The organism is Cyanobium gracile PCC 6307, assembly GCF_000316515.1.
Classification (GTDB): Bacteria; Cyanobacteriota; Cyanobacteriia; order PCC-6307; family Cyanobiaceae; genus Cyanobium; species Cyanobium gracile.
This window is the reverse complement of record NC_019675.1, coordinates 3,084,952-3,106,838: the sequence shown is the minus strand read 5'-3', so window position 1 is coordinate 3,106,838 and position 21,887 is coordinate 3,084,952. Positions and strand designations below refer to the sequence as shown.

Sequence of the window (21,887 nt, the reverse complement as noted above, 5' to 3'; positions counted from 1 at the left end):
GAGGGCCAAGGGTCCGTAGCCTTTCCCCGCTCGGCACCCTTCCGGCACCCCCAGGAGTCCGCCCTTGGCTGCAGCGCGCCACATCCTCCTCACCGGCGGTAACTCGGGCATCGGCTTCGAGGCGGCGGTGATCCTCTGCCGGGCCGGCCACCGGCTCACCCTGCCATGCCGGGACCGGGCCAGCGCCGAGGCGGCCGGTCGCCGGGTGCTGGAGCGGGCCGGCGCCGGCACACCCCCCGCCACCGCGGTGTGCGACCTGGCGGATCTGGAGAGCGTGCGGGCCTGCGGCGCCGCCCTGCGGGCCCGGGGGACCCCCATCGACACCCTGGTGCTCAATGCCGGCCTGCAGTACGCCGGCGCCGCCGAGCCGCGCCGCACCGCCCAGGGCCATGAGCTCAGCTTCGGGGTGAACCATCTGGGCCATGTCCTGCTGGCCCACCAGCTCTGGCCCTTGCTCGCGGCAGGTCGATCCCCCCGGCTGGTGGTCACCGCCAGCGAGGTGCACGACCCGGCCACCGCGGGGGGCAAGGTGGGGGCCCCGGCGGGGCTCGGTGAGCTGGCGGGCCTGGTGCCGGGCCAGCGCACCACGATGGTGAACGGTGACCGCTTCAACGCCGACAAGGCCTACAAGGACAGCAAGCTCTGCAACGTCCTGTTCGCCCGGGAGTTTGCCCGGCGGCTGGAGGCCCAGGGAACGCCCGCTCCGGTGATCGCCTGGAGCCCGGGGCTGGTGATCCCGCCCACCAGCACGGGCGGCTTCTGGCGCTACAGCCGCCAGTCCAACGAGCTGGGGCAGCGGCTGTTCGCCCTCCTGGCGCGCTCGCTGCTGCGCCTCACCGAAAGCGTCGAGAACGCCGGTGTCCTGCTGGCCGCCCTGGCCGTCGATGACGCCTACGCCACCGGCGGCTTCACCCACCTCCGCAACCGCGTCACGGCTCCAGGACGGCATGTGTTTGAGGCCACCGCCACCAGCCCCGAAGGCCAGGACCCTGATCTGGCCCGGCGACTCTGGGAGGCGAGTGCGGCCCTGGTGGGCGTGGAGGCCGATCAGCCTTGAGGGGACTGCCCGAGCGGCTGCTGTTCCTCCCCGGCGCCTCGGGCGACACGGCCTTCTGGCGTCCCCTGGAGCAGCGGCTGGCCTGCGCCGCCGAGCGGCGGCACCTGGGCTGGCCGGGCTTCGGCGACACCCCGCCCCGGCCGGGGGTCCAGGGATTCGAGGATCTGCTGGCCCTGGTGCTGGAGCCGCTGGATCGCCCCTGCGCCCTGATCGCCCAGTCGATGGGCGGGGTCCTGGCCCTGCAGGCCGCCCTGGCCCGGCCCCGGTGGGTGACGCACCTGGTGCTCTGCGCCACCTCCGGCGGCCTGCCGATGGCCGAGCTGGGGGCCGCCGACTGGCGGGGGGGCTTCCGCACCAGCCTGTCCCACCTCCCCGACTGGTTCGCCACGGAAACGACGGACCTCTCCGGGCGCCTCGCGGAAGTCACGGCACCCACGCTGCTGCTGTGGGGCGATGCCGACCCGTTCAGCCCGGTGGCCGCCGGGGAGCGTCTAGCCATGTTGTTGCCCGATGCCCGTCTGCACGTGATCAACGGCGGCGACCATGATCTCGGCCGGCATCACGCCGGGCGGCTGGCGCCCCTGGTCGACGCCCACCTCACCCCACCATGAGCAAGACCACCTGCACCTACTGGAATCCGCTGGTGCCGGAGCAGGCCCATCGCTGGCGCTGGCTGGAGGGGCTGGAGGGCCAGGTGCAGGAACTGGTGCTCAGCGAGGATCCGGCCACCGGGGAGATCACCCGTCTCACCCGCTTCCTGCCCGGTGCCGACACCGCCGCCTTCGGGGGCAAGGCCCACCCCTTCCCCGAGGAGATCTTCATCGTCAGCGGGCGCCTGTTCGATGGGGCCTTTGGGCTGTGGCTGGAGACGGGGCACTACGCCAGCCGGCCGCCGGGGGAGGTGCATGGCCCTTTTCGCAGCGACGAGGGCTGCCTGGTGCTGGATGTGTCCTTTCCCCAGCGCGGCGGAGAAGGGGCGTCATGAGCGAAGTCGGCGCTGCCCATGGAGCTCTTCCTCCAGCTCAGCGATCCGCTCATGCAGCGGCCGCAGCCGGGCTTCCAGCTCCGCTGCAGTGAACCGCGGCGTGATGAACTGCGGACAGTTCCAGTCGAAGGCCTCGACCCGGATGCGGAACAGACGCTCCACTTCCCCTGCCGCCTGCGGTCCCAGCTGCTCCGCCAGCTGAGGAGCATCAGCGAGGGGCACCACCTCCGCTTCCCCGTCGATCTTGAGGCGGCGACGGGCTGGGTAATCCATCAGGAACAGCGCCACCCGCGGATCGCGGCGCAGATGGCCCGCGGTGAGCAACTGGCGATTGCCGCCGTAATCGGCGAACCCCAGGGTGCGCTCGTCGAGCACCCGCAGGAAGCCCACCGGCCCGCCCCGGTGCTGCAGGTAGGGGGCACCCGCTTCGGTGAGGCTGGCCAGATAGAAGCTGTCGCGGGCGCTGATGAAGGCGATCTCCCTGGCACTGAGGCGATCGGACGCCGCGGCCGGGGGCACGCCCTGGCTCTGGCCATAGGCCTGGAGCTGGGCCTCGCCCACGGCGGGGGTGAGATGGCGATGCAGGTAGTGCTGGCTCATGGGGGATGGCTCCGCTCAGGCCTCCAGGCCCTTCATGGGCACGTAGCCCGGCAGCGCCTTGATCCGCCCGATCCAGTCCCGCACCCGGGGGTAGGGGGCCAGATCGATGCCGCCGTCCGGGGCGAGGGCTACGTAGGGGAAGACGGCGATGTCGGCGATGGTGGGGCGCTCGAACTCCAGCCACAGCCGCGGGGTCAGGTGCCGCTCCAGCTGGTCGAGGAGGAAGCCGGCCTTCTCGGTGGCCCGCTCGATCGGAATCGCCTTGACGCCGAACAGATGGTGCAGCCGGGCGCTTTCCGGCCCCTGGCGCACCTCACCGGCCGCGGTGGAGAGCCAGCGCACCACCCGGGCCTGGCCCAGGGGATCGGCGGGCAGCCACCGTCCGTCCCCCTGGCGGGCCGCCAGAAAGAAGAGGATCGCCTGGGCGTCGGAGAGCGTGATGCCGTCCTCCTGAAGCACGGGCACCTGGCCGAAGGGATTGATGGCGAGGAACGCCTCCCCCTTGTGCTCGCCGGCCATCAGATCGACGCGGACCCAGTCGTAGTCGAGCCCGAGCAGTTCCAGGAGCAGGCGCACCTTGTAGCTGTTGCCGGAGAGTTCGTGGCCGTGGAGCTTGAGCATCGGGGCGAGGGGGTGGGGGCCGGGGATGCGAGCGGCCTGAGTAGACAGACCGGTCTGCGCATCTAAAGGTAGCAGACCTTTCTGTCTACTCACTAGATTGGTCGGACTGCAGCGGACTCCATGCCAGCGAGCGGCGCCACCACCAGGTCCTCCGCCAAGCGGGACGCGCTGCTGGACACGGCCGAAGGGCTCTTCGCCCGCCAGGGCTACCGGGCCGTGGGCATCGACACGGTGCTGGCTGAGGCCGGCGTGGCCAAGATGACCCTCTACAAGCACTTCCGATCCAAGGAGGAGCTGATCGCCGCCGTGCTGGAACGCCGCGGCAACGCCATCGCCGCAGGGCTCGCCGAGCGAATCGCCGCGGCGCCGGAGGACCCCGGGACGCGCCTGCTGGCGGTGTTCGACTGGCTCGAGCAGGCGGTGCGCTCGCCGCAGTTCCATGGCTGCCTGTTCATCAAGGCCGCCAGCGAGTACCCCGCTGCGGAGGATCTGCCCCGGCAGGCGGCCGAGGCCTTCAAGGGGGAGTGCCGCGGCCTGCTGGAAGGGCTCTGCCGCGACCTCGCCGTCGCCGACCCCGATGGTCTGGCCCGCCAGCTGCAGCTGCTGTTCGAAGGCGCCCTGGTGGTGGCCTTCCTGCAGCGGACTCCCCTGGCCGGCGCCGATGCCCGGCGGGCCGCCGAAGCCCTGCTGGCTTCCGCCCTGCGAATGGGCCGGGCCGGCGGGGGCCACCGCTGACAGGCCGCGGCGGGCGCCCTACAACCGGGGGACCGCCAGGACCGTTGCGCTGATGGCCAGGAACTGCCGCCGCTGGCCGGCCCTGCTGGCGGCCGCCTTGTTGCTGCCGGTCACCCCCGCCCCCGCCGCGCCCCTGCCCCGCCGCCTCGGCGAGTGCCGTCCGACCTTCATCCGGGAGATCCACTACCGGCTGAGTGCCGCTGACGCCAACGGCGTGCAGATCCCCATCGCCGGCTCCGGCTCCGCCGTCAGCTACACCAACGGGGGCTACCAGGTCTCCTACGACATGGTGCCGGCGATCCACGGCAGCCGGGCAGGGGATCCGGTGGAACTCTGTCTGACCTTCGTGCCGGATTGCAGCGGGGCTCCCCGCGGCGACGGGCGCGGCCGCGTCTATCGGGCCCGCAATCTACGCACCGGCGGCACCTGGACCCTGCCGGACAGCCAGCACCGCTGCGGCGGCGCCTGAAGCGGCCGCAGTTGCTCCAGCTGGGCCCCCACCCCTGCCTTTCGTCAGTTGCGGCGGCCGCCCCGCTGGCGGGAGGGTGGTCGCCACCACAGGACAGCCCTTCGATGCTCCCCTGGTTTCTGGCCGCCCTCACCCTGACGGTGGCGGTGCTGACGGCCTTCCCCCTGGGCCGCCACCTCTGGCAGGTCTTTGATGACCGCCCCCAGCCCGGCTGGGACCCCTGGCTGCTGCCGCTGGAGACGGCCCTGCTGCGCTGGATCGGGGACCGGGGCCAGCCGGCGGCCACCGCCTGGGCCTACCTGCAGCCCTTCCTGGTCGCCAACGCCTGCTTCGGCGGCCTGGCCTTCCTGCTGCTGGCCTTCCAGCCCGCCTGGCTCAACCCCCTGGGCTGGCCGGGCCTGCGCTGGGACCTGGCCCTGCACACCAGCCTCTCCTTCCTCACCAACACCGACCAGCAGCACGTCGTGCCTGAGCAGACCCTGGGCACCTTCGCCCAGCTGGGGGTGATCCAGTTCCTGATGTTCGTCTCGGCGGCCAGCGGCCTGGCGGTGGGCTTTGCGGTGGTGCGCGGCCTGTGCGGCCTGCCCCTGGGCAACTTCCATCGCCAGCTGGTGCGCTCCCTCACCCGGGTGCTGATCCCCGGCAGCCTGCTGCTCGCCGTGCCGCTGCTGTTCTGCGGCGTACCGATGACCCTGGCCGATCCCCTGCGGATCACCACCCTGGAGGGGGGCAGCCAGCTGCTGATCCGCGGCCCGGTGGCCCTGTTCGAGGCCATCAAGCAGCTGGGTGAGAACGGCGGCGGCTTCTACGGGGCCAACTCCGCCCACCCCTTCGAGAACCCCGACGGCTTCACCAACCTGCTGAGTTGCTGGGCGATGCTGGCCATCCCGGCCGCCAGCATCGACGCCTTCGGGCGCTTTCTGGGCAATCGCCGCCAGAGCACACTGCTGCTGCTGCTGGTCACGGCGCTGCTGGCCATCGGGTCCGCCTTGGCGATGGCCGCCGAGCAGGGGGGCAACCCGGCACTGGCGGCCTGGATCAGCGGAGCGAACCTGGAGGGCAAGGAGCTGCGCTTCGGCGCCGGGCTGACGGCGTTCTGGGCCGTCCTCACCACCGGCTCGATGACGGGGGCGGTCAACGGCGCCATGGATTCGCTGCTGCCGCTCTCCAACCTGGTGGCCCTGTTCAACCTGTTCCTGCAGGTGGTCTTCGGCGGCCAGGGCACCGGCATCGCCTACCTGTTGGTGTTCATGGTGCTGGCGGTGTTCCTCACCGGCCTGATGGTGGGCCGCACCCCGGAATTCCTGGGCCGCAAGGTGGAGAAGGCGGAGGTGGTGTGGAGCAGCCTGATCCTGCTGATCCACCCGGTGTTCGTGCTGCTGCCCGCGGCCCTGACCATGGCCGGAGCGACGGAGCTGGCGGGGATCAGCAACCCCGGGCCCCACGGCATCAGCCAGGTGGTCTACGAGTACGCCTCGGCGGCGGCCAACAACGGCAGCGGCATGGAGGGCCTGGGGGACGGCAGCGTCTGGTGGAACCTCAGCACCAGCCTCAGCCTGCTGGGGGGCCGCTACCTGCCGATCGCCGCCCTGGTGCTGCTCGCCGACGGCTACGCCCGTAAGCCTGCGCTGCCGCCGGGTCCGGGCACCCTCGCCACCGACACCAGCCTGTTCACGGTGGTGCTGGCGGTGGTGCTGCTGATCCTCGGTGCCCTGACTTTCTTCCCCGTGCTCGCCCTCGGGCCGATCGCCGACGCCCTGCTCCTCGCCACCTGATTCGACCCGCCATGACCTCCCTCCCCACACGCACGCTCTTTCCCCGCATGCCGCGGGGCCGCCGCGACCAGCGGCGCTACACACCACGGCCCCGCCAGAAGGGCCTGGTGCGCCGCGCCGCCCTGCAGGCGTTCGTCAAGCTCGACCCCCGAACCGCCGCGGCCAACCCGGTGATGTTCGTGGTCTGGTGCGGCACGGTCGTCTGCCTGCTGGCCACCGTGAGCCCGGGTCTCTTCGGCGACGGGAAGGAGGCCTCCGGCCGGCTGTTCAACGCCCTGGTGAGCCTCACCTTGCTGGCCACGCTGCTGTTCGCCAACTTCGCCGAGGCCCTGGCGGAGGGCCGCGGCAAGGCCCAGGCCGACGCCCTGCGCCGCACCCAGGCCCGCACCCAGGCCCGGCTGCTCGATCCGGCCGGCGGTGAACGGCTGGTGGATTCCTCCAGCCTGCGCAAGGGCGACGTGGTGCGGGTGGCGGCCGGCGACACGATCCCGGCCGATGGCGAGGTGATCGAGGGGGTGGCCTCGGTGGATGAATCGGCGATCACCGGCGAATCGGCGGCGGTGCTCAAGGAGGCCGGCTCCGACGTGGCCAGCTCGGTGACGGGCGGCACCCGGATCCTCTCCGACCAGCTCACCATCCGCATCAGCGCCGATCCGGGCAAGGGCTTCATCGACCGGATGATCGCCCTCGTGGAGGGGGCCGAGCGCACCAAGACGCCCAACGAGATCGCCCTGACGGTGCTGCTGGCGGTGCTCACCCAGGTGTTCCTGATCGCCGTGGCCACCCTGCCGCCCCTGGCCGCCTACCTCCAGGAACCCACCCCGGTGGTGACCCTGGTGGCGCTGCTGGTGGCCCTGATCCCCACCACCATCGGCGGCCTGCTGTCGGCGATCGGCATCGCCGGCATGGACCGGGTGGCCCAGTTCAACGTGATCGCCACCTCCGGCCGGGCCGTGGAAGCCTGCGGCGACATCAACACCCTGGTGCTCGACAAGACGGGCACCATCACCCTCGGCAACCGGCTGGCGGAGGAGTTCCTGCCAGTGGGCGGCCACCGGGAGGCGGAACTGGCGGAGGTGGCCCTGGCGGCCAGCTGCTTCGACCAGACCCCCGAAGGGCGATCGATCGTGCGCCTGGCGGAACAGCGCGGCGCCGTTCTGCCCTTCACGGCGGAGCGGGCCACGGGCCTGGAGTTCTCGGCCCGCACCCGCATGAGCGGCAGCGACGATCCCGCCGGGATCGAATTCCGCAAGGGGGCCGTCGACGCCATCAAGGGGTTCGTGCGCTCCCGCGGCGGCACCGTCCCAGACGACCTCGACGGGGCCTACGAGCAGGTGTCACGGCTCGGCGGCACCCCCCTGGCGGCCTGCCGCGGCAACACCATCCTCGGCGTCATCTACCTCAAGGACATCATCAAGCCGGGGATCCGCGAGCGCTTCGACCAGCTGCGCCGCATGGGCATCCGCACCGTGATGCTCACCGGCGACAACCCGATCACCGCCGGTGTCATCGCCCGGGAGGCGGGTGTCGACGACTTCATCGCCAAGGCGACCCCCGAGGACAAGATCGCCGTGATCGACCGGGAGCAGAAGCTCGGCAAGCTCGTGGCCATGACCGGCGACGGCTCCAACGATGCCCCGGCCCTGGCCCAGGCCAACGTGGGCGTGGCCATGAACTCCGGCACCCAGGCCGCCAAGGAGGCGGCGAACATGGTGGATCTCGACAGCGATCCCACCAAGCTCATCGACATCGTGACGATCGGCAAGCAGCTGCTGATCACCCGCGGCGCCCTGACCACCTTCTCCCTGGCCAACGACGTGGCCAAGTACTTCGCGATCCTGCCGGCCCTGTTCGCCGGGGTGGGGCTGGGGCCGCTCAACCTGATGGGCCTGGCCAGTCCCCAATCGGCGATCCTCTCGGCGATGGTGTTCAACGCCCTGATCATCCCGGCCCTGGTGCCCCTGGCCCTGAAGGGGGTGGAGTTCCGGCCCCTCAGCGCCGACCAGCTGCTGCGGCGCAACCTTTTTCTTTACGGCCTCGGGGGCGTGGTCACCCCCTTCGTGGGCATCAAGGTGATCGATCTGGCGATCGGCGCCCTGCGGCTCCTCTGAGCCGGCCGGGACCGCGCCCTCCCGCCATCGGCGTCTCTGCTTTCCGACTTCCGCTTCCCTTCCTCCCCTCCACCGCTGCGCTCCCTTCCCGATGGTTCTGCTCAAGCGACCGCTGTTCTGGCTGCCCCTGCTGCTCGCCACCGGCACCGTGCTGCTCGCCCCCCTGCAGCGGGGCCGCCTGGACAGCCTCCAGAGCCATGCCCTGGCCCTGCTGATCAGCGTCACCCTGGCCCTCTCGGCCTATCTGTTCACCGCCATGGTCCGCCCGGAGAAATTCTGATGAACGCCCTTTCCCGCCTCGGCCAGGGCCTGCGCCTCACCCTGGTGCTCTGGCTGCTCACCGTCGTGGTGATTACCCTGCCGATGCTCGGACTGGCCCGCATCGCCGCCCCCCGGCAGGCCGAGGGGAGCCTGGTGCGCGTCGATGGGCGCGTGGTGGGCTCGGCCCTGATCGGCCAGGCCTTCACCGGTGATCGCTACCTGCAGGGCCGGCCCAGCGCCGTGGCCTACGGCGGTGGCGATCCCCCCAGCTCAGGCCCCAGCAACCTGGCCCCCGGCAACCCCGCCCTGGCCCAGCGGGTCGCGGCGGAGGCCGCCGCCTGGGGTGGCCGGGGCGTGGCCAGGCCGGCCGCCGATCTGCTCACCAGTTCCGGGTCGGGGCTCGACCCCGACATCAGCCTGGAGGCGGCCCGGCAGCAGCTGCCGCGGATCGCCGCCGCCCGCCGGCTGCCACCCGACCGGCTGGAGGCCCTGCTGGAGCGCCAGAGCCACCGGCCGCTGCTCGGCCTGGCCCGGCCGCCGCTGGTGAACGTGCTGGCCTTCAACCTCGCCCTCGACCAGCTGGTGCCTTGATCCGTTCCAGCCGCGGCCGGGGCCGCCACAAGGTGTTCATCGGCATGGCGCCGGGCGTGGGCAAGACCTGCCGCATGCTCCAGGAAGGCCGGGAGCTGCTCAAGGAGGGCACCGACGTGGTGATCGGCCTGCTGGAGACCCACGGCCGCCAGGAGACCATCCGCCAGGCCGAGGGCCTGGAGCAGGTGCCGCGCAAGCAACTGCTCTACCAGGGGGTGACCCTGGAGGAGCTGGACGTGGCCGCCGTGCTGGAGCGCCGGCCCCAGCTGGTGCTGGTGGACGAGCTGGCCCACACCAACATCCCCGGCAGCGAACGCAAGAAGCGCTGGCAGGACGTGGAGGCGCTGTTGCTGTCCGGTCTGGATGTGTACTCCACCCTCAACATCCAGCACCTGGAGAGCCTCAACGATCTGGTGGCCGAGCTCACCGGGGTGGTGGTGCGCGAGCGGATCCCCAACCGGGTGCTGGAGCAGGCCGACGAGGTGGTCCTGGTGGACGTCACCCCCGAGACCCTCCAGGAGCGGCTGAAGGAGGGCAAGGTGTACGCCCCGGAGAAGGTCCCCCAGGCGCTGGCCAACTTCTTCCAGCGCCGCCACCTGGTGGCCCTGCGGGAGCTGTCGCTGCGGGAGGTGGCCGACCGGGTGGAGGAGGAGGAGCCCACGGCGGCGGGCCTGCGGGAGCGGGTGATGGTGTGCGTGTCGGCCTATCCGAGCGCGACGCGGCTGCTGCGCCGCGCCGCCCGCCTGGCCAGCACCATGGACGCGCCGCTGCTGGCCCTCACCATCCAGGATCCCGGCCGCTTCCTCAGCCGGCAGGAGACCCTGCGGCTCGAAGCCTGCGCCACCCTGTGCCAGGACGTGGGCGGCACCTTCCTGCGCATCGAGAGCAGCGACGTGCTCGGCACCATCGCCCGGGTGGCACGGGAGCGGCGCATCACGCAGATCGTGCTGGGGCAGACGCTGCGCTCCCGCTGGCAGGTGCTGCTGCGTCGGCCGATCTCGGAGCGGCTGCAGCAGCTGCTGCGGGGGCTCAGCATCGATCTGCACCTGATCTCCGACACCACGGCGCCCGGCGCCGACGCGGAGCCGTGAGCCGGGTGGTCCGATTCCCCGGGGCGCTCTGGGCCCTCACCGGCCTGATCCTGCTGGTGGAGCTGGCCACGCCGCCCCACATCGTCTTCGGCTATCTGTACGTGATCCCGCTGGTGATCGGGGCGCCCCAGCGCGGCCGCCGCGACGCCCTCACCTTCCTGGCGCTCTGCTGCGGGCTGACCCTTGCGAATCTGGCGGTGCCGGAGCCGGATCCCGAGTGGAGGGCGGTGCTTGTGGATCGCCTGCTCGTCTGCCTGGCCCTGACGGTGACCACCTTCCTGTGCCTGCACAACCGCCACCTGGTGCGCCAGCAGGTGGATCTGGAGGTGCGGCTGGCCCAGGCGGATCTGCGCCGGGACATGATCGCCACCCTCGCCCACGACCTCAAGACCCCCGTGCTGGGGACGATCGCCACCGCCCGGATGATGGAGCTTGAGGCGCGTCCGAGCCCGGGGGGCCTGCTCGAGCGCGGCATCGACGCCATTCTCGCCAGCCAGGAGCGAAGCCTGCGGCTGATCGAGGACCTGCTGCGGCTGTTCCGCGCCGACCAGGAGGGCCTCTGCCTGCAGCCGGAGACCTGCGACCTGGGGCGCCTCGCCGCCGAGGCGATCGAGGCCGTGGGTCCGATCGCCCGCGAGCGGTCCGTGGCCCTGATCCAGCTCCAACCCTCCGGGCCGCGCCCCCTCACCCTGCCGGGGGATCCCGGAGGCCTCCGCCGCCTGCTGGAGAACCTGCTGCTCAATGCCGTCAACCACAGCCTGCGGGGCGAACGCGTCTGGCTCGACCTGCAGAGGCAGCAGGGCCAGGCGGTGGTCACCGTCAGCGACCGGGGCCGGGGTTTCTCCGACGCGAGCCTGCCGCACCTGTTCGAGCGCTTCTACCAGAGCGATCCGGAGCTGCGGGGCAGCGGACTCGGGCTCTACCTGTCGCGGCAGATCACCGAAGCCCACGGCGGCAGCATCCGGGCCAGCAACCTGCCTGCCGGCGGGGCCAGCATCGAGGTGCGACTGCCGCTGGAGACACCGCCAGGCTGATGCGGGTGCTGCTGATCGAGGACGACGAAGCGTTCCGGGTGGGGATCGAGGCGTACCTGCTGCGCCTGCCGGCGGTCACCGTCGTGCGGGCGGTCAGCGATGGCGAGCAGGGCCTGGAGGCCCTGGCGGCGGCCCCGGCCGATGTGGTGGTGCTCGACATCGGCCTGCCCGGGCTGGGGGGGCTGGAGACCTGCCGGCGGATCAGCGCCGCCCACGACCTGCCGGTTCTGGTCCTGACCAGCCAGGACGACGGTCGCTGGGTGCAGCGGCTGTGGGACGCCGGCGCCAGCGGCTATCTCCACAAGGCCGAAGCCCTGGAGCAGCTGGCAACCGCCCTGACCAGCGTCGCGCAGGGGGCCAGCTGGTGGGACCGCTCCGCCACCCGGGCCCTGCGCAGCCGAGACACCACTGACGCCGCCGGCGATCCGGAGGGATCCCTGGCGTTGCTGACGCCACGGGAGCGGGAGGTGCTGGCGGCCATGGCCGGCGGTCTCACCAACCGCCAGATCGCGGACAGTCTCGGCCTGGGCACCGGGACGGTGAGGGTGTACCTGCACACCATCTTCCAGAAGCTGCAGGTGAGCAATCGCACACAGGCGGTGCTGAAGTTCCTGGATCCGGACTGATCGCGGATCCACCGCGCCCGCAGCCCATGCAACGCTTCGCACCGATGGGGTGGCCGCCCGTCAGGCGCTGCCTAGTGTCCCGGCAACTCCACCCCGAGCCATGGCCGTGTCTCTGATGCAGGATCCCAGTGGCGGATCCTCCCTGAAGGTGATCGAGGCCGTGAAGGAAGGCTGGGGGGCCTTCGCCCGGGCCCCCTGGGTGTTCATCGGCTTCACCCTGCTGGCCGGAGTGCTGAGCAGCGTCTGCTCGTTGATCCAGGGCCAGGTGGACCCCGACGAAGCCGCCGTGATCACGACGGTGCAGGCGATCCGCCTGGTGGTGGGCTCGATCCTGAGCGTGCTGGTGAGCCTGTGGAGCACCACGGGCCTGGTCCGCGGCGCCTGGAGCGCCCTCTCGGGCGGCAAGCCGGCCCTGGGCACCTTCACCCGCTGGGACGGGCAGGCCAGCTGGCGGCTGTTCCGCAACGGCCTGGCCCTGGGGATCCTGATGATCGCGATCCTGATGGTGGCGGCCCTGGTGGGGGTCGCCGCCGCCCAGCTCAACCAGATCCTGGCCGTGCTGCCCTTCCTGGCGGCCTTCACGGTGCTGATCTACCTGGCGGTGAACCAGAAGTTCCTGGCCCAGATCGCCCTGCTGGAGGGCCGCGGACCGATCGACTCCATCACCCGGGGCCGCACCCTGCTCGATCCCCAGTGGGGCTCGGTGCTGCTGCTGGCCCTGGTGGAATTCGCCATCGTGCTGGTGGGCCTGCTGGCCTGCTTCGTGGGGCTGCTGGTGGCGGTGCCCGTGGTCCTGTGCACCAGCACGGCCGCCTATCGCCAGGTGTTCGGCAGCGAGGATCTCACCGGCCTGCTGGCGGAGCCGATGGCCTGAGACCGGCATCTGGAGGGCCGATGCCGAGAGCCGGATGGGCGGCTCGAGGACAACGGCTTGCGGCCGGATCTCGGCTGACTACGCTTTCACAACCATGGAGGGCGGGGGCCGCCGTCCATGGCTCAGCGGATCGCGCCCGTCCTTTCCACTGGCGCCGACCTGTCTGCCCGTCCGTTCCGCTTCTCCACCGACCGCGCCCATGCTCCTTCCCATCGACGCCGGCGATGACGCGGCCACCCTTACGGAACCGTCGCTGTCGTTGATGGAAGAGCAGATCCTGGCGTCCTGGGTCGTCAACGCCTCCACCTGGACCCGGGCCGTGCGCCGCGGCGAGATCCTCAGCCGCGTGCGGGTGACCAATGGGGCGATCGTGGAGGCCATCGCCGACTGTGCGCCGGCCACCCTGCTGGATCTCGGCTGCGGCGAGGGCTGGCTGTCCCACCACTGCGCCCGCCAGGGCATCGCCGTGCTCGGCACCGACGCGGTGGCCGAGCTCACCACCATCGCCGCTGACACCGCGCCGGACGGCGCCCGCTTCCGGACGCTCTCCCACCAGCAGATCGGCGCCGGCGTCCTGAAGGAACGCTTCGACGTGGTGGTGGCCAACTTCTCCCTGCTCGGGGATGGCAGCCTCGACGAGCTGTTCGCGGCGCTGCCGGCCCTGCTGGCGCCCAACGGCAGCGTCCTCGTCCAGACGCTGCATCCGATGCTGATCTGCCCCGACCATCCCTACGAGGACGGCTGGCGGGAGGGGTCCTGGGCCGGCTTCTCCCCCGCCTTCCGCACACCGGCGCCCTGGTTCTTCCGGACCCTGGAATCCTGGGTGCGGCTGTTCCGACACCATGGCCTGGTCGTCCGGGAGCTGCGCGAACCGATCGATCCCCTCAGCGGCCAGCCCGCCTCGGTGATCTTCCGCGCCACCATTTGAGCCGCGCCACCGTCTGAACCGACGCCCGACTCGCCGCCGCCCGCCGGCTCAGCGCAGACAGGCCATCGGATGGCGCGGCGCCACCCCCAGGGCCTTGGCCACCCCCGGGTGGCAGACGGCCCCGTCGACCGTGTTCAGGCCACTGAGCAGTTCGGGCCGATCGGTGACCGCCTCCAGCAACCCCCGCCCCGCCATCACCAGGATGTAGGGGAGGGTGACGCTCACCAGCGCCTCGGTGGAGGTGAAGGGCACGGCGCCGGGCATGTTGCCCACGGCGTAGTGCTGCACCCCATGGATGGTCACCACCGGATCGGTGTGGGTGGTCTCGCGGCTGGTGGCGATGCAGCCGCCCTGGTCGATGGCCACATCGACGATCACCGACCCGGGCCGCATCCGCTGCACCAGGTCCTCGCTCACCAGGGTGGGGGCGCGGCCACCGGGAAGGAGCACGGCCCCGATCAGCAGGTCGGTCCCGGGCACCAGCCGCTCGATCAGACTGCGGCTGCTCACCAGGCTGGTCATCCGGCCGCGCCGGTCGGACTCCAGGCCCCGCAGGCGGTGGGGCGAACGATCCAGCAGGAACACCTCCGCATCCATGGCCGCGGCGATGCGGGCGGCGTTCCAGCCCACGGTGCCGGCCCCCAGCACCATCACCCGCGCCGGCCGCACGCCGGTGCAGCCCCCCATCAGCACACCCCGTCCCCCGTGGGGCTTCTCCAGCAGGTGGGCCCCCACCTGGGCCGCCAGCCGTCCGGCCACCTCGCTCATCGGGGCCAGCAGGGGCAGGCTGCCGTCCTCGAGCTGCACCGTCTCGTAGGCCACCGCCGTGGTGCCCGCCTCCAGCAGGGCCTTGCCCACCTCGGGATAGGCCGCCAGGTGCAGGTAGGTGAACAGCACCAGGTCGCTGCGCAGGAAGCCGAACTCCTGCGGCTGCGGTTCCTTCACCTTCACCACCAGGTGGGCCGCCCAGGCCTCCTCGCAGCTGACGATGCGGGCCCCGGAGGCGCGGTAGTCGTCGTCGCTGATGCCGGCCCCCAGGCCCGCCCCCTCCTGGACGCGCACCTCCATGCCCTGGGACACCAGCTCATGGACGCCGTCGGGCGTGAGGGCCACCCGCTGTTCGTCGCGCTTGATCTCCGTGGGCACACCGATGCTCGCCATCGGAGAGGCCAGGGGTGCCGGGCCGGGAGCTGGCATGGGGCAGGAAGGATTGCCGCCCGGAGGCGTTCGTCGCTGAACCCTAGGCCGAGGCGATGGGCATCCGCCAGCCGGCGCCGAAGGCCCGATCGCTCACCTTGAGCACCGGTGCCGCCTGGCGCCGCTTGAACTCGGCCCGCCGCAGCAGGGCGGTCACCCGGGCCACCAGTTCCGGATCGGCCCCTCCGGCCACCAGTTGCTCCGGGGTGCGCAGCTCCTCGATCGAAGCCTTCAGCAGGGGGTCAAGCACCCCGTAATCGGGCAGAGAATCGCTGTCGCGCTGGTCGGGACGCAGCTCGGCGCTGGGGGGCTTGGTGCGGATCGCCGCGCCGATCAGCTCCCCCTCGGACGGCAGGCCGAGGGCCGCCCGGCAGGGGCCGGAGGCCGCGCCGTCCAGCCACTCACAGAGGCCGAAGACGGTGGTCTTGTAGAGATCGCCGATCACCGACAGTCCGCCGTTCATGTCGCCGTAGAGGGTGCAGTAGCCCACCGCCAGCTCCGACTTGTTGCCGGTGGAGAGCAGCAGGCCCCCCTTCTGGTTGGCCACCGCCATCAACAACGTGCCGCGGATGCGGGACTGCAGATTCTCCTCGGTGACCCCGGCCGGGGGCGCCCCCAGGGCGGGGGGAAGGGCGGCGGCGAAGGCCTCCATCAGCGGCGCGATCGGCAGGGTGGCGGTGGCCAGCCCGAGCCGCCGGGCCAGGCCCTCGGCATCGTCGAGGGAACCGGCCGAGCTGAAGGGGGAGGGCATGCGCAGCACCTCCACCCGGGCGGGGCCGAGGGCCGCGGCGGCGATCACTGCCACCAGGGCCGAATCGATGCCGCCACTCAGCCCCAGCAGGGCCCGCTGGAAGCCGCACTTGGCGGCGTAGTCGCGCACCCCCAGCACCAGCACCCGCAGCAGCTGCTCCCAGGGGTCCGGCGGCGCCGCGGCCGGGACGGGCTCCGCGTCTCCGCCGCCGGGCGAGACGGGGGCCGGGGCCAGCGGCCAGAGGGCGAGGTCCTCGGCGGCACAGGCCAGCCGCAGCAGGGGCCGGCCGGTCCGGTCCACCACGAAGCTGGCGCCATCGAAGACCAGCTCGTCGTTGCCGCCCACCTGGTTGAGGTAGACCACCGGCACCCCCAGCCGGGCCGCCGCCCGGGCCGCCAGCCCCTGGCGCACCTCCCCCTTGCCGCGGCCGAAGGGGGAGGCCGAGAGGTTGAGCAGCAGGTCGATCCGCCGGGGCGCCAGATCGGCGATCGGATCGACCGCGTCCGGCCAGCGGCTGCGCAGGTTCTCCTCCACCCAGAGGTCCTCGCAGATCGTCAGCCCCAGGCGCCAGGGATGGCCTCCCGCTTCCAGCTCCAGCACCGCGGGGGCGTCGCCGGGCAGGAAGTAGCGGCGTTCGTCGAAGACGTCGTAGCTGGGCAGCAGGCGCTTGCGGCAGACGATCCGCCAGCCGCCCCGCTCCACCAGGGCCAGGGCGTTATGCAGCCCCGGCTGGCGCCGGCCGGCCACCGGCTCGGCCACCCCCACCAGCAGGGCCAGTCCGTCTGGGCAGGCCGCCGCCAGGGACGCCAGGACCCGCTCCTGGCGCTGGATCAGGGCGGGCCGCAGCAGCAGATCCCGGGGCGGATAGCCCCACAGCGACAGCTCGGGGGTGAGCAGCAGGTCGGCGCCGCCGGCGCGGGCCCGCTCGGCGGCCGCCAGGATCCGCCGGCCGTTGCCCTCCAGGTCGCCCACCAGGGGATTGAGCTGGGCCAGGGCGAGGCGCATCAGGGCTCGGAGAGGCCGTAGAGATTGTGCTGCAGCAGCACCGGCCAGAGTTCGGACGGTACCTGGGCCGGATCGGGCTGCTCCCGGATGCGGGAACTGGCGCTGGGGGGGATCGCCAGGGGCAGCAGGTCGAGGGTGGCCCCCAGCCCCCGCAGCCGCTCCAGATCCGCCGCCTCCAGGGGCCAGCCCTGGCGGCGGGCGATGCCGAGCCGGCAGCCGCGCAGCAGCTCCTCGGCCCGCCTCCAGCGGTGGATCTGGCCGGCCAGGTCGCTGCCCACCACGAACACCAGCTCCCTCTCGGGCCAGCGGGCCCGGGCCCGCTCCAGGGTCTCCACCGCCCAGGGGCTGCTGAGGTCCTGCTCCAGGCTGAGCCGCGGGTCGTCGATGGCGGCCACCAGGGCAGCCAGCAGGGCCGAGCGCACCTCCAGGGGGGCGCCGTGGTGCTTGAGCGGGTTGTCGCTGGCCCAGGTGAGCACCTGGGGGAACAGGCCCAGCAGCCCCTCCAACAGGGCCCGGTGGCCGCGGGTGGGGGGATCGGCGCTGGTGCCGAACAGGGCAAGACGGCTCAACGGGGCGTCACCGCTGGCGGCCGTCATGGCTGCAGGCCGCCGCCGGCGCTGCCCTGGCCCCCCTGCTGCTGCCATTCGCTCAGCCAACGCCGGGTCTCGGGATCCTGCCGCACCAGCCGGCGCAGCAGGGCCCCCGGCTGGCCCGCGGCGGTGGCAGCGCGCAGCAGCTCGGCGGCGGCGAGCCGGCCCGTGCGGCGGGTGGTGTGCACCGCCAGGGCCGCCTGGGCCAGGGCCACCGGCGCCGCCGGCGCCAGGCTCAGGCCGCCGCTCAGGGGCGCCGCCAGCAGCAGCAGCTGGCGCAGGCCACCCAGCAGCAACTGCAGGCCCAGCTGGGCGCCCCCCAGCAGGGCGTTGTGGCCACCCAGACGGGCCAGCAGGGCGCGGGCACCGCTGCGGGTCATCGGCAGGCCATAGAGCTGGCAGAGCTGCACCACCAGGGCGCTGTCACAGGCCAGACCACCGGCCAGGTCGAGCAGCAGCAGGGGGTTGGCCGCCACCCCCGTGGCCTTGAGGGCCGCGAAGCGGCCGATCAGGCCCTGGGCCTGGCGGCGACCGTGGCGCAGCCGGCAGCGGTGCAGGGCCTGGCTGAAGCGGTCGGCGGCCCGCAGGGCGTTGAGGGCCAGCAGCAACTCCCCGTGGCGTTCCAGCAGGCCGGTGAGCTCCCGGCGCAGGGGCTCCACCCGCGGGGGAGCCGCTTCGCTGCGGACCCGACCATCGGGGCGCAGGCGGGCCGCCCGGGGGGCGGCCGCCACCGGCAGGGGCCGCAGCTGGCGGGCCCCCGGCGGCAGGCGCCGGTCAATGCTGGCGAGCAGGGCGTCCCGTTCGGCCTCCGGCCAGCAGTCGCTGCGGTTCAGCACCAGCAGCAGCGGCTTGCCGGAGGCCAGCAGGTCGTCGAGGGCCTGGGCGTCCATCACCGTGAGGTCGCTGTCGATCACCAGCAGCACCAGGTCGGCGCCCACCGCCACCCGGGCCGCCAGGCGCGAGCGAGCGGCGGCGGCGATCTCATCGATGCCGGGGGTGTCCACCAGGTCGACCCCCTCCAGGCCGGCCACGGGCTGGCCCCAGGCCCGCTGCTCCTGGCGGCGGGTGCAGCCGTGGGCCACATCGGTGGCGAAGTGCTCCTCGCCGAGAAGGGCATTGAGCAGGCTCGACTTGCCCACCCCCACCCGGCCGAACACCGCCACACGCGGCCGGCGGCGGCGCAGGCGCTCCAGCTGGCGGTCGAGGCTGGCCAGCTCCGGCGCCAGGGCCGCCTGCTCCCGGCCGCTGAGCACCAGCTCCGCGCGCCAGCGGGCCAGCAGCTGGCGGCAGCGCTCGGCGGCGGGGGGGCGGCGGTCGCCGGAGCCGGGGCCGACGCCGTCACGGGGGACTCTCCGCGGCGGAGGCGGGCCGGCGCCACCAGCCCGCCAGCACCGCCAGCACCGCCTCAGGCCCGATCACCCCCACGAAACCGCCGAACTCATCGACCACCACCCGCACCCCGGAACCGTTGCGGCGGAAGCTGGTGAGCAGGCGGTCGGCCCGGATCATCTCCGGCACGAACTCCACCGGTTCGCAGAGGTCGGCGGCCTGGCTGGCCCCCCGCCCCTCCACCAGGGCGGTGAGGAGCTGCTCGCGGCTGGCCACCCCCAGCACCTCGTCCACCTCCTCCCCCAGCACCACCCACCAGGCGGTGGTGTGGCGCAGCAGGGTGGAGCGCTGCTCATCGAGGCTCTGATGGCCCGCCAGGGTGGGGGCCGACACCCGGGGCAGCATCAGGTCGCGGGCGGTGAGGTCGTTGAGCTGGAACACCTTGGCGATCATGGCGGCCTCATCGGCCTCGATCTGCCCCTTCTGGGAACCGAGCCTGGCCAGCAGGCGGATCTCCTCTTCGTCGGTGCTGATCTCGTTCTCGGCCGTGATCGCCGGCAGGATGCGCTCCAGCAGCAGCACCAGAGGCAGCATCAGCCGGGTGAACACCCCCAGGGCAGGGGCCGTGGCGAGGGCCACCGGCAGGGCCAGCTTGCTGCCGATGGCCTTGGGCAGGATCTCCCCCAGCAGGATCACCAGCACGGTGAGGGCCACCGAGAACAGGGGCAGGGCAGGGCCGCTGACGCCGAGGCGGGAGAAGACGACACTGGCGAAGCCGCCCACCATCAGGCTGCCGAAGATGTTGAAGATGTTGTTGGCGATCACCAGCACCGCCAGGGTGCGGCCGAGGCGCTGACGCAGGCTCTCCAGCCGCCGGGCCCCCGCCACCGGCCGGGGGCGGCTCGCCAGTTCATGCACCTTCACCGGGTTGACGGTGAGCAGGGCCGCCTCCACCCCCGAGCACAGAAAGGACCCCATCAGCATCCCGACCACCGCCAGCACCAGGAGCAGGAGATCGTTCATCCGCGGCTGATCGAAACAGACAGGATCGGCACGTGCAGGTTCGGGGGGATCACGTGTATTAAATCGGCTGTGCCATCTTCTCGCTGTCCATCCCTTCGCTTCGATGCCCCCGACCCCCCCGATCGACCCCGCCCTGCTGGCCCGCCGTCGCCAGCGGTTTCTGCAGCAGCTGGGCGGCGCGGCCGCGGTGATCCCGGGGGCGGCGCTGGTGACCCACCACGCCGATGTGGAACACAGCTTCCGCCAGAACAGCGATTTCTGGTACCTCACCGGCTTCGACGAGCCCGGTGCCGTGGCCCTGTTCCTGCCCCACCGGCCCGAGACCCCCTTCGTGCTGTTCGTGGAGGCGAAGGATCCGGGGGCCGAGGTGTGGAACGGCTTCCGCTGGGGTTGCGAAGGGGCCGTCACAACCTTTGCCGCAGATCTGGCCCATCCGCGCAGCGAGCTGGCCGAGCGGCTGCCGGAGTACCTCGACGGTGCCGAAGGGATCGCCTTCCGGGTGGGCCGCCATCCCCAGGTGGAGCCCTTGGTGCTCGCCGCCTGGGGACGCCAGCTGGACCGGGCCCCCCGCAGTGGCAAGGCCGCCCTGGGGCTGGTGGCCCCCTGCCCCCTGCTGCACGAGCTGCGGCTGCGCAAGGAGCCGGAGGAACTGGCCCGCCTGCGGGAGGCCGCCCGCATCTCCGCCGAGGCCCATGAACTGGCCCGGCAGGTGGCGCGTCCCGGCCTCAGCGAGCGGCAGGTGCAGGCCGTGATCGAGCAGCACTTTCTTGAGCAGGGAGCGCGCGGGCCTGCCTATGGATCCATCGTGGCCGGTGGCGACAACGCCTGCGTCCTGCACTACACCGCCAACGCCGACCGGCTGCGGGACGGCGACCTGCTGCTGATTGACGCGGGCTGCAGCCTCAGCGATTACTACAACGGCGACATCACCCGCACCTTCCCCGTCAACGGTCGCTTCAGCGGCGAGCAGCGGGCCCTTTACGAGCTGGTGCTGGCCGCCCAGGAGGCGGCGGTGGCGGCGGTGGCCCCGGGCCAGACTGCCGAAGGGGTCCACGACACCGCTGTGCGGGTGCTGGTGGAGGGGCTGGTGGAGCTGGGCCTGCTGAGCGGCGCGGTGGACGGGCTGATCGAGCAGGGGGCTTACCGCCATCTCTACATGCACCGCACCGGCCACTGGCTGGGGCTTGACGTCCATGACGTGGGCGCCTACCGGCTGGGCGAGCACCACGTCGCCCTCGAGTCGGGCATGGTGCTGACGGTGGAACCCGGCCTTTATGTGAGCGACCGGCTGGCGGTGCCCGAGGGCCAGCCCGCCATCGCGGAGCGCTGGAAGGGGATCGGCATCCGCATCGAGGATGACGTGGCTGTGACCGACCGCGGCCACGAGGTGCTCACGGCCGCCGCCCTCAAGGCGCCGGCGGCGATGGAGCGCTGAACAGCTCCAGCACCTGACAGGTGGAACCCAGAAGGCGGTCGGCTCCGGCCCGGCGCAGCTGGGCCTCGTAGCGCTGACGATCGGCCTCCCGGCCCGCCTGCTGCAGGTGGGGGGGGGCCACGGCGAGGGCCTCGAAGCGCTGGCCGGGCGCCTCGGAGCGGGCCCGGTGCACGGTCTCCACGTCGGCCACCGTGTCGCCCAGGTAGGCCACCGCCGGGGCCCCGGGGCCCAGGGGCACGCGGGCCAGGGTGGCCGCCAGGGCCAGCAGGCCGGTGGGGTCGGGCTTGTCGGGGGCCTGGCCCATGGCCACCAGGGGCGGCGCCACCAGCTGCAGCCGCTGCTCCAGCACGAAGCGGGCGGAAGGGGGCTCGGCGCCGCTGACGAAGCCCCAGGCGATCCCCAGGTCGCTGAGGGCCGCGAAAAAGGAGGTGTCCACCAGCAGGGGCTCGCTGCCGATGAAGCCCCGCCAGAGGGCGGGGTCCCCCTCCGGATCGCCGCCGAAGTAGTGATCGCTGAACACCGCCACCAGATGGTCCCAGGCGGGCAGGGGGTCGGTGCCGTGGCGGCGCAGCAGCTCCATCGAGGCCTGCCAGTCGTTGTTCCAGCAGCCCTCCCCCTTGAGGGCGTCGATCACGGCGCTCTCCGGGGCCCAGCCACTGAAATGGCGCACGGTTTCGACGATGGCGCGCCGGTAGCTGCCCGCCACATCCCTGATCACGCCGTCGATGTCGAAGAGCAGGACGGCGCGGGGGGCGGCGGAGGCGGCCAGTGGGGTTGCTGCGAATCGGCTGGTAGGTTA

23 protein-coding genes are annotated in these 21,887 nt (G+C 72.4%); 15 read left to right on the top strand and 8 right to left on the bottom strand.

Translation table 11 applies throughout. From position 1 onward, the window contains the following. Positions 1–64: 64 nt before the first annotated feature. The 3 genes from CYAGR_RS15045 to CYAGR_RS15035 are packed head-to-tail and all read left to right on the top strand — an operon-like array spanning position 65 to position 2,042. Positions 65–1,057 (top strand): SDR family NAD(P)-dependent oxidoreductase, encoded by a 993-nt coding sequence (locus CYAGR_RS15045; protein ID WP_015110701.1) that lies wholly within the window; start codon positions 65–67, stop codon positions 1,055–1,057. Next, entirely contained in the window at positions 1,054–1,668 is a 615-nt protein-coding gene (locus tag CYAGR_RS15040; RefSeq protein ID WP_015110700.1) for an alpha/beta fold hydrolase, read from the top strand. The genes CYAGR_RS15045 and CYAGR_RS15040 overlap by 4 nt, the downstream gene beginning before the upstream one ends. After that, on the top strand, positions 1,665–2,042 hold the full coding sequence (locus tag CYAGR_RS15035) for a cupin domain-containing protein (RefSeq protein ID WP_015110699.1): 378 nt from the start codon (positions 1,665–1,667) through the stop codon (positions 2,040–2,042). The genes CYAGR_RS15040 and CYAGR_RS15035 overlap by 4 nt, the downstream gene beginning before the upstream one ends. Here CYAGR_RS15035 and CYAGR_RS15030 read toward each other — a convergent pair. Then, positions 2,037–2,642 (bottom strand): pyridoxamine 5'-phosphate oxidase family protein, encoded by a 606-nt coding sequence (locus CYAGR_RS15030; protein WP_015110698.1) that lies wholly within the window; start codon positions 2,640–2,642, stop codon positions 2,037–2,039. The two genes, CYAGR_RS15035 and CYAGR_RS15030, sit on opposite strands and share 6 nt — an antisense overlap. Before the next feature lie 15 nt (positions 2,643–2,657). Further along, positions 2,658–3,263: a glutathione S-transferase family protein gene (locus CYAGR_RS15025; RefSeq protein WP_015110697.1), complete on the bottom strand. Its 606-nt coding sequence runs from the start codon at positions 3,261–3,263 to the stop codon at positions 2,658–2,660. 120 nt (positions 3,264–3,383) lie between these two features. Here CYAGR_RS15025 and CYAGR_RS15020 point away from each other — a divergent pair, with 120 nt between their 5' ends. The 11 genes from CYAGR_RS15020 to CYAGR_RS14970 all read left to right on the top strand — a co-directional run bounded on the left by CYAGR_RS15020 (position 3,384) and on the right by CYAGR_RS14970 (position 13,758). Continuing rightward, positions 3,384–3,998: a TetR/AcrR family transcriptional regulator gene (locus tag CYAGR_RS15020; RefSeq protein ID WP_015110696.1), complete on the top strand. Its 615-nt coding sequence runs from the start codon at positions 3,384–3,386 to the stop codon at positions 3,996–3,998. A gap of 52 nt (positions 3,999–4,050) precedes the next feature. Beyond that, positions 4,051–4,467 carry a hypothetical protein gene (locus tag CYAGR_RS15015; RefSeq protein ID WP_015110695.1) on the top strand — a complete coding sequence of 139 codons (417 nt, stop codon included), beginning with the start codon at positions 4,051–4,053 and terminating at the stop codon, positions 4,465–4,467. 104 nt (positions 4,468–4,571) lie between these two features. Then, a complete protein-coding gene (gene kdpA, locus CYAGR_RS15010) occupies positions 4,572–6,242 on the top strand; it encodes a potassium-transporting ATPase subunit KdpA (protein ID WP_015110694.1) in 1,671 nt (556 codons plus the stop codon). A gap of 11 nt (positions 6,243–6,253) precedes the next feature. Continuing rightward, a complete protein-coding gene (gene kdpB / locus CYAGR_RS15005) occupies positions 6,254–8,353 on the top strand; it encodes a potassium-transporting ATPase subunit KdpB (protein WP_015110693.1) in 2,100 nt (699 codons plus the stop codon). Positions 8,354–8,444: 91 nt separating this feature from the next. Next, a complete protein-coding gene (locus tag CYAGR_RS15000; protein ID WP_015110692.1) occupies positions 8,445–8,633 on the top strand; it encodes a potassium-transporting ATPase subunit F in 189 nt (62 codons plus the stop codon). Continuing rightward, a complete protein-coding gene (kdpC, locus tag CYAGR_RS14995; protein ID WP_015110691.1) occupies positions 8,633–9,205 on the top strand; it encodes a K(+)-transporting ATPase subunit C in 573 nt (190 codons plus the stop codon). Before CYAGR_RS15000 ends, kdpC begins: the two co-directional genes overlap by 1 nt. Then, positions 9,202–10,296, top strand: a complete 1,095-nt coding sequence (locus CYAGR_RS14990) for an osmosensitive K+ channel His kinase sensor (RefSeq protein WP_015110690.1) — start codon at positions 9,202–9,204, stop codon at positions 10,294–10,296. The genes kdpC and CYAGR_RS14990 overlap by 4 nt, the downstream gene beginning before the upstream one ends. Next, a complete protein-coding gene (locus CYAGR_RS14985; RefSeq protein ID WP_015110689.1) occupies positions 10,293–11,330 on the top strand; it encodes a sensor histidine kinase in 1,038 nt (345 codons plus the stop codon). The genes CYAGR_RS14990 and CYAGR_RS14985 overlap by 4 nt, the downstream gene beginning before the upstream one ends. Next, complete coding sequence (locus tag CYAGR_RS14980; RefSeq protein ID WP_015110688.1) at positions 11,330–11,956, top strand: response regulator transcription factor; 627 nt, start codon at positions 11,330–11,332, stop codon at positions 11,954–11,956. Before CYAGR_RS14985 ends, CYAGR_RS14980 begins: the two co-directional genes overlap by 1 nt. Positions 11,957–12,056: 100 nt before the next feature. Further along, positions 12,057–12,830, top strand: coding sequence for a DUF7544 domain-containing protein (locus tag CYAGR_RS14975; protein ID WP_015110687.1), 774 nt, complete (start codon positions 12,057–12,059; stop codon positions 12,828–12,830). 199 nt (positions 12,831–13,029) lie between these two features. Further along, positions 13,030–13,758, top strand: coding sequence for a class I SAM-dependent methyltransferase (locus CYAGR_RS14970; protein ID WP_015110686.1), 729 nt, complete (start codon positions 13,030–13,032; stop codon positions 13,756–13,758). A 48-nt stretch (positions 13,759–13,806) separates the two neighbouring features. On the opposite strand, the gene ald is transcribed toward CYAGR_RS14970, so the two are convergent. The 5 genes from ald to CYAGR_RS14945 all read right to left on the bottom strand — a co-directional run bounded on the left by ald (position 13,807) and on the right by CYAGR_RS14945 (position 19,653). Then, positions 13,807–14,955, bottom strand: a complete 1,149-nt coding sequence (gene ald, locus CYAGR_RS14965; RefSeq protein WP_245552542.1) for an alanine dehydrogenase — start codon at positions 14,953–14,955, stop codon at positions 13,807–13,809. Between the two features lie 43 nt (positions 14,956–14,998). Next, a complete protein-coding gene (locus tag CYAGR_RS14960) occupies positions 14,999–16,711 on the bottom strand; it encodes an NAD+ synthase (protein ID WP_015110684.1) in 1,713 nt (570 codons plus the stop codon). Next, a complete protein-coding gene (locus CYAGR_RS14955) occupies positions 16,711–17,307 on the bottom strand; it encodes a nicotinate-nucleotide adenylyltransferase (RefSeq protein ID WP_015110683.1) in 597 nt (198 codons plus the stop codon). Before CYAGR_RS14955 ends, CYAGR_RS14960 begins: the two co-directional genes overlap by 1 nt. Then, the gene (locus CYAGR_RS14950) at positions 17,304–18,554 is read right to left on the bottom strand and encodes a DUF697 domain-containing protein (RefSeq protein WP_015110682.1); all 1,251 of its coding nucleotides are present in this window, start codon (positions 18,552–18,554) and stop codon (positions 17,304–17,306) included. The genes CYAGR_RS14955 and CYAGR_RS14950 overlap by 4 nt, the downstream gene beginning before the upstream one ends. A gap of 85 nt (positions 18,555–18,639) precedes the next feature. Then, the gene (locus tag CYAGR_RS14945; protein WP_015110681.1) at positions 18,640–19,653 is read right to left on the bottom strand and encodes a CNNM domain-containing protein; all 1,014 of its coding nucleotides are present in this window, start codon (positions 19,651–19,653) and stop codon (positions 18,640–18,642) included. A gap of 103 nt (positions 19,654–19,756) precedes the next feature. Here CYAGR_RS14945 and CYAGR_RS14940 point away from each other — a divergent pair, with 103 nt between their 5' ends. Further along, complete coding sequence (locus CYAGR_RS14940) at positions 19,757–21,088, top strand: aminopeptidase P N-terminal domain-containing protein (RefSeq protein ID WP_015110680.1); 1,332 nt, start codon at positions 19,757–19,759, stop codon at positions 21,086–21,088. Here the strand turns inward: CYAGR_RS14940 and CYAGR_RS14935 are convergent. Further along, positions 21,060–21,806 carry a TIGR01548 family HAD-type hydrolase gene (locus CYAGR_RS14935; RefSeq protein ID WP_015110679.1) on the bottom strand — a complete coding sequence of 249 codons (747 nt, stop codon included), beginning with the start codon at positions 21,804–21,806 and terminating at the stop codon, positions 21,060–21,062. The two genes, CYAGR_RS14940 and CYAGR_RS14935, sit on opposite strands and share 29 nt — an antisense overlap. Positions 21,807–21,887 lie beyond the last annotated feature (81 nt).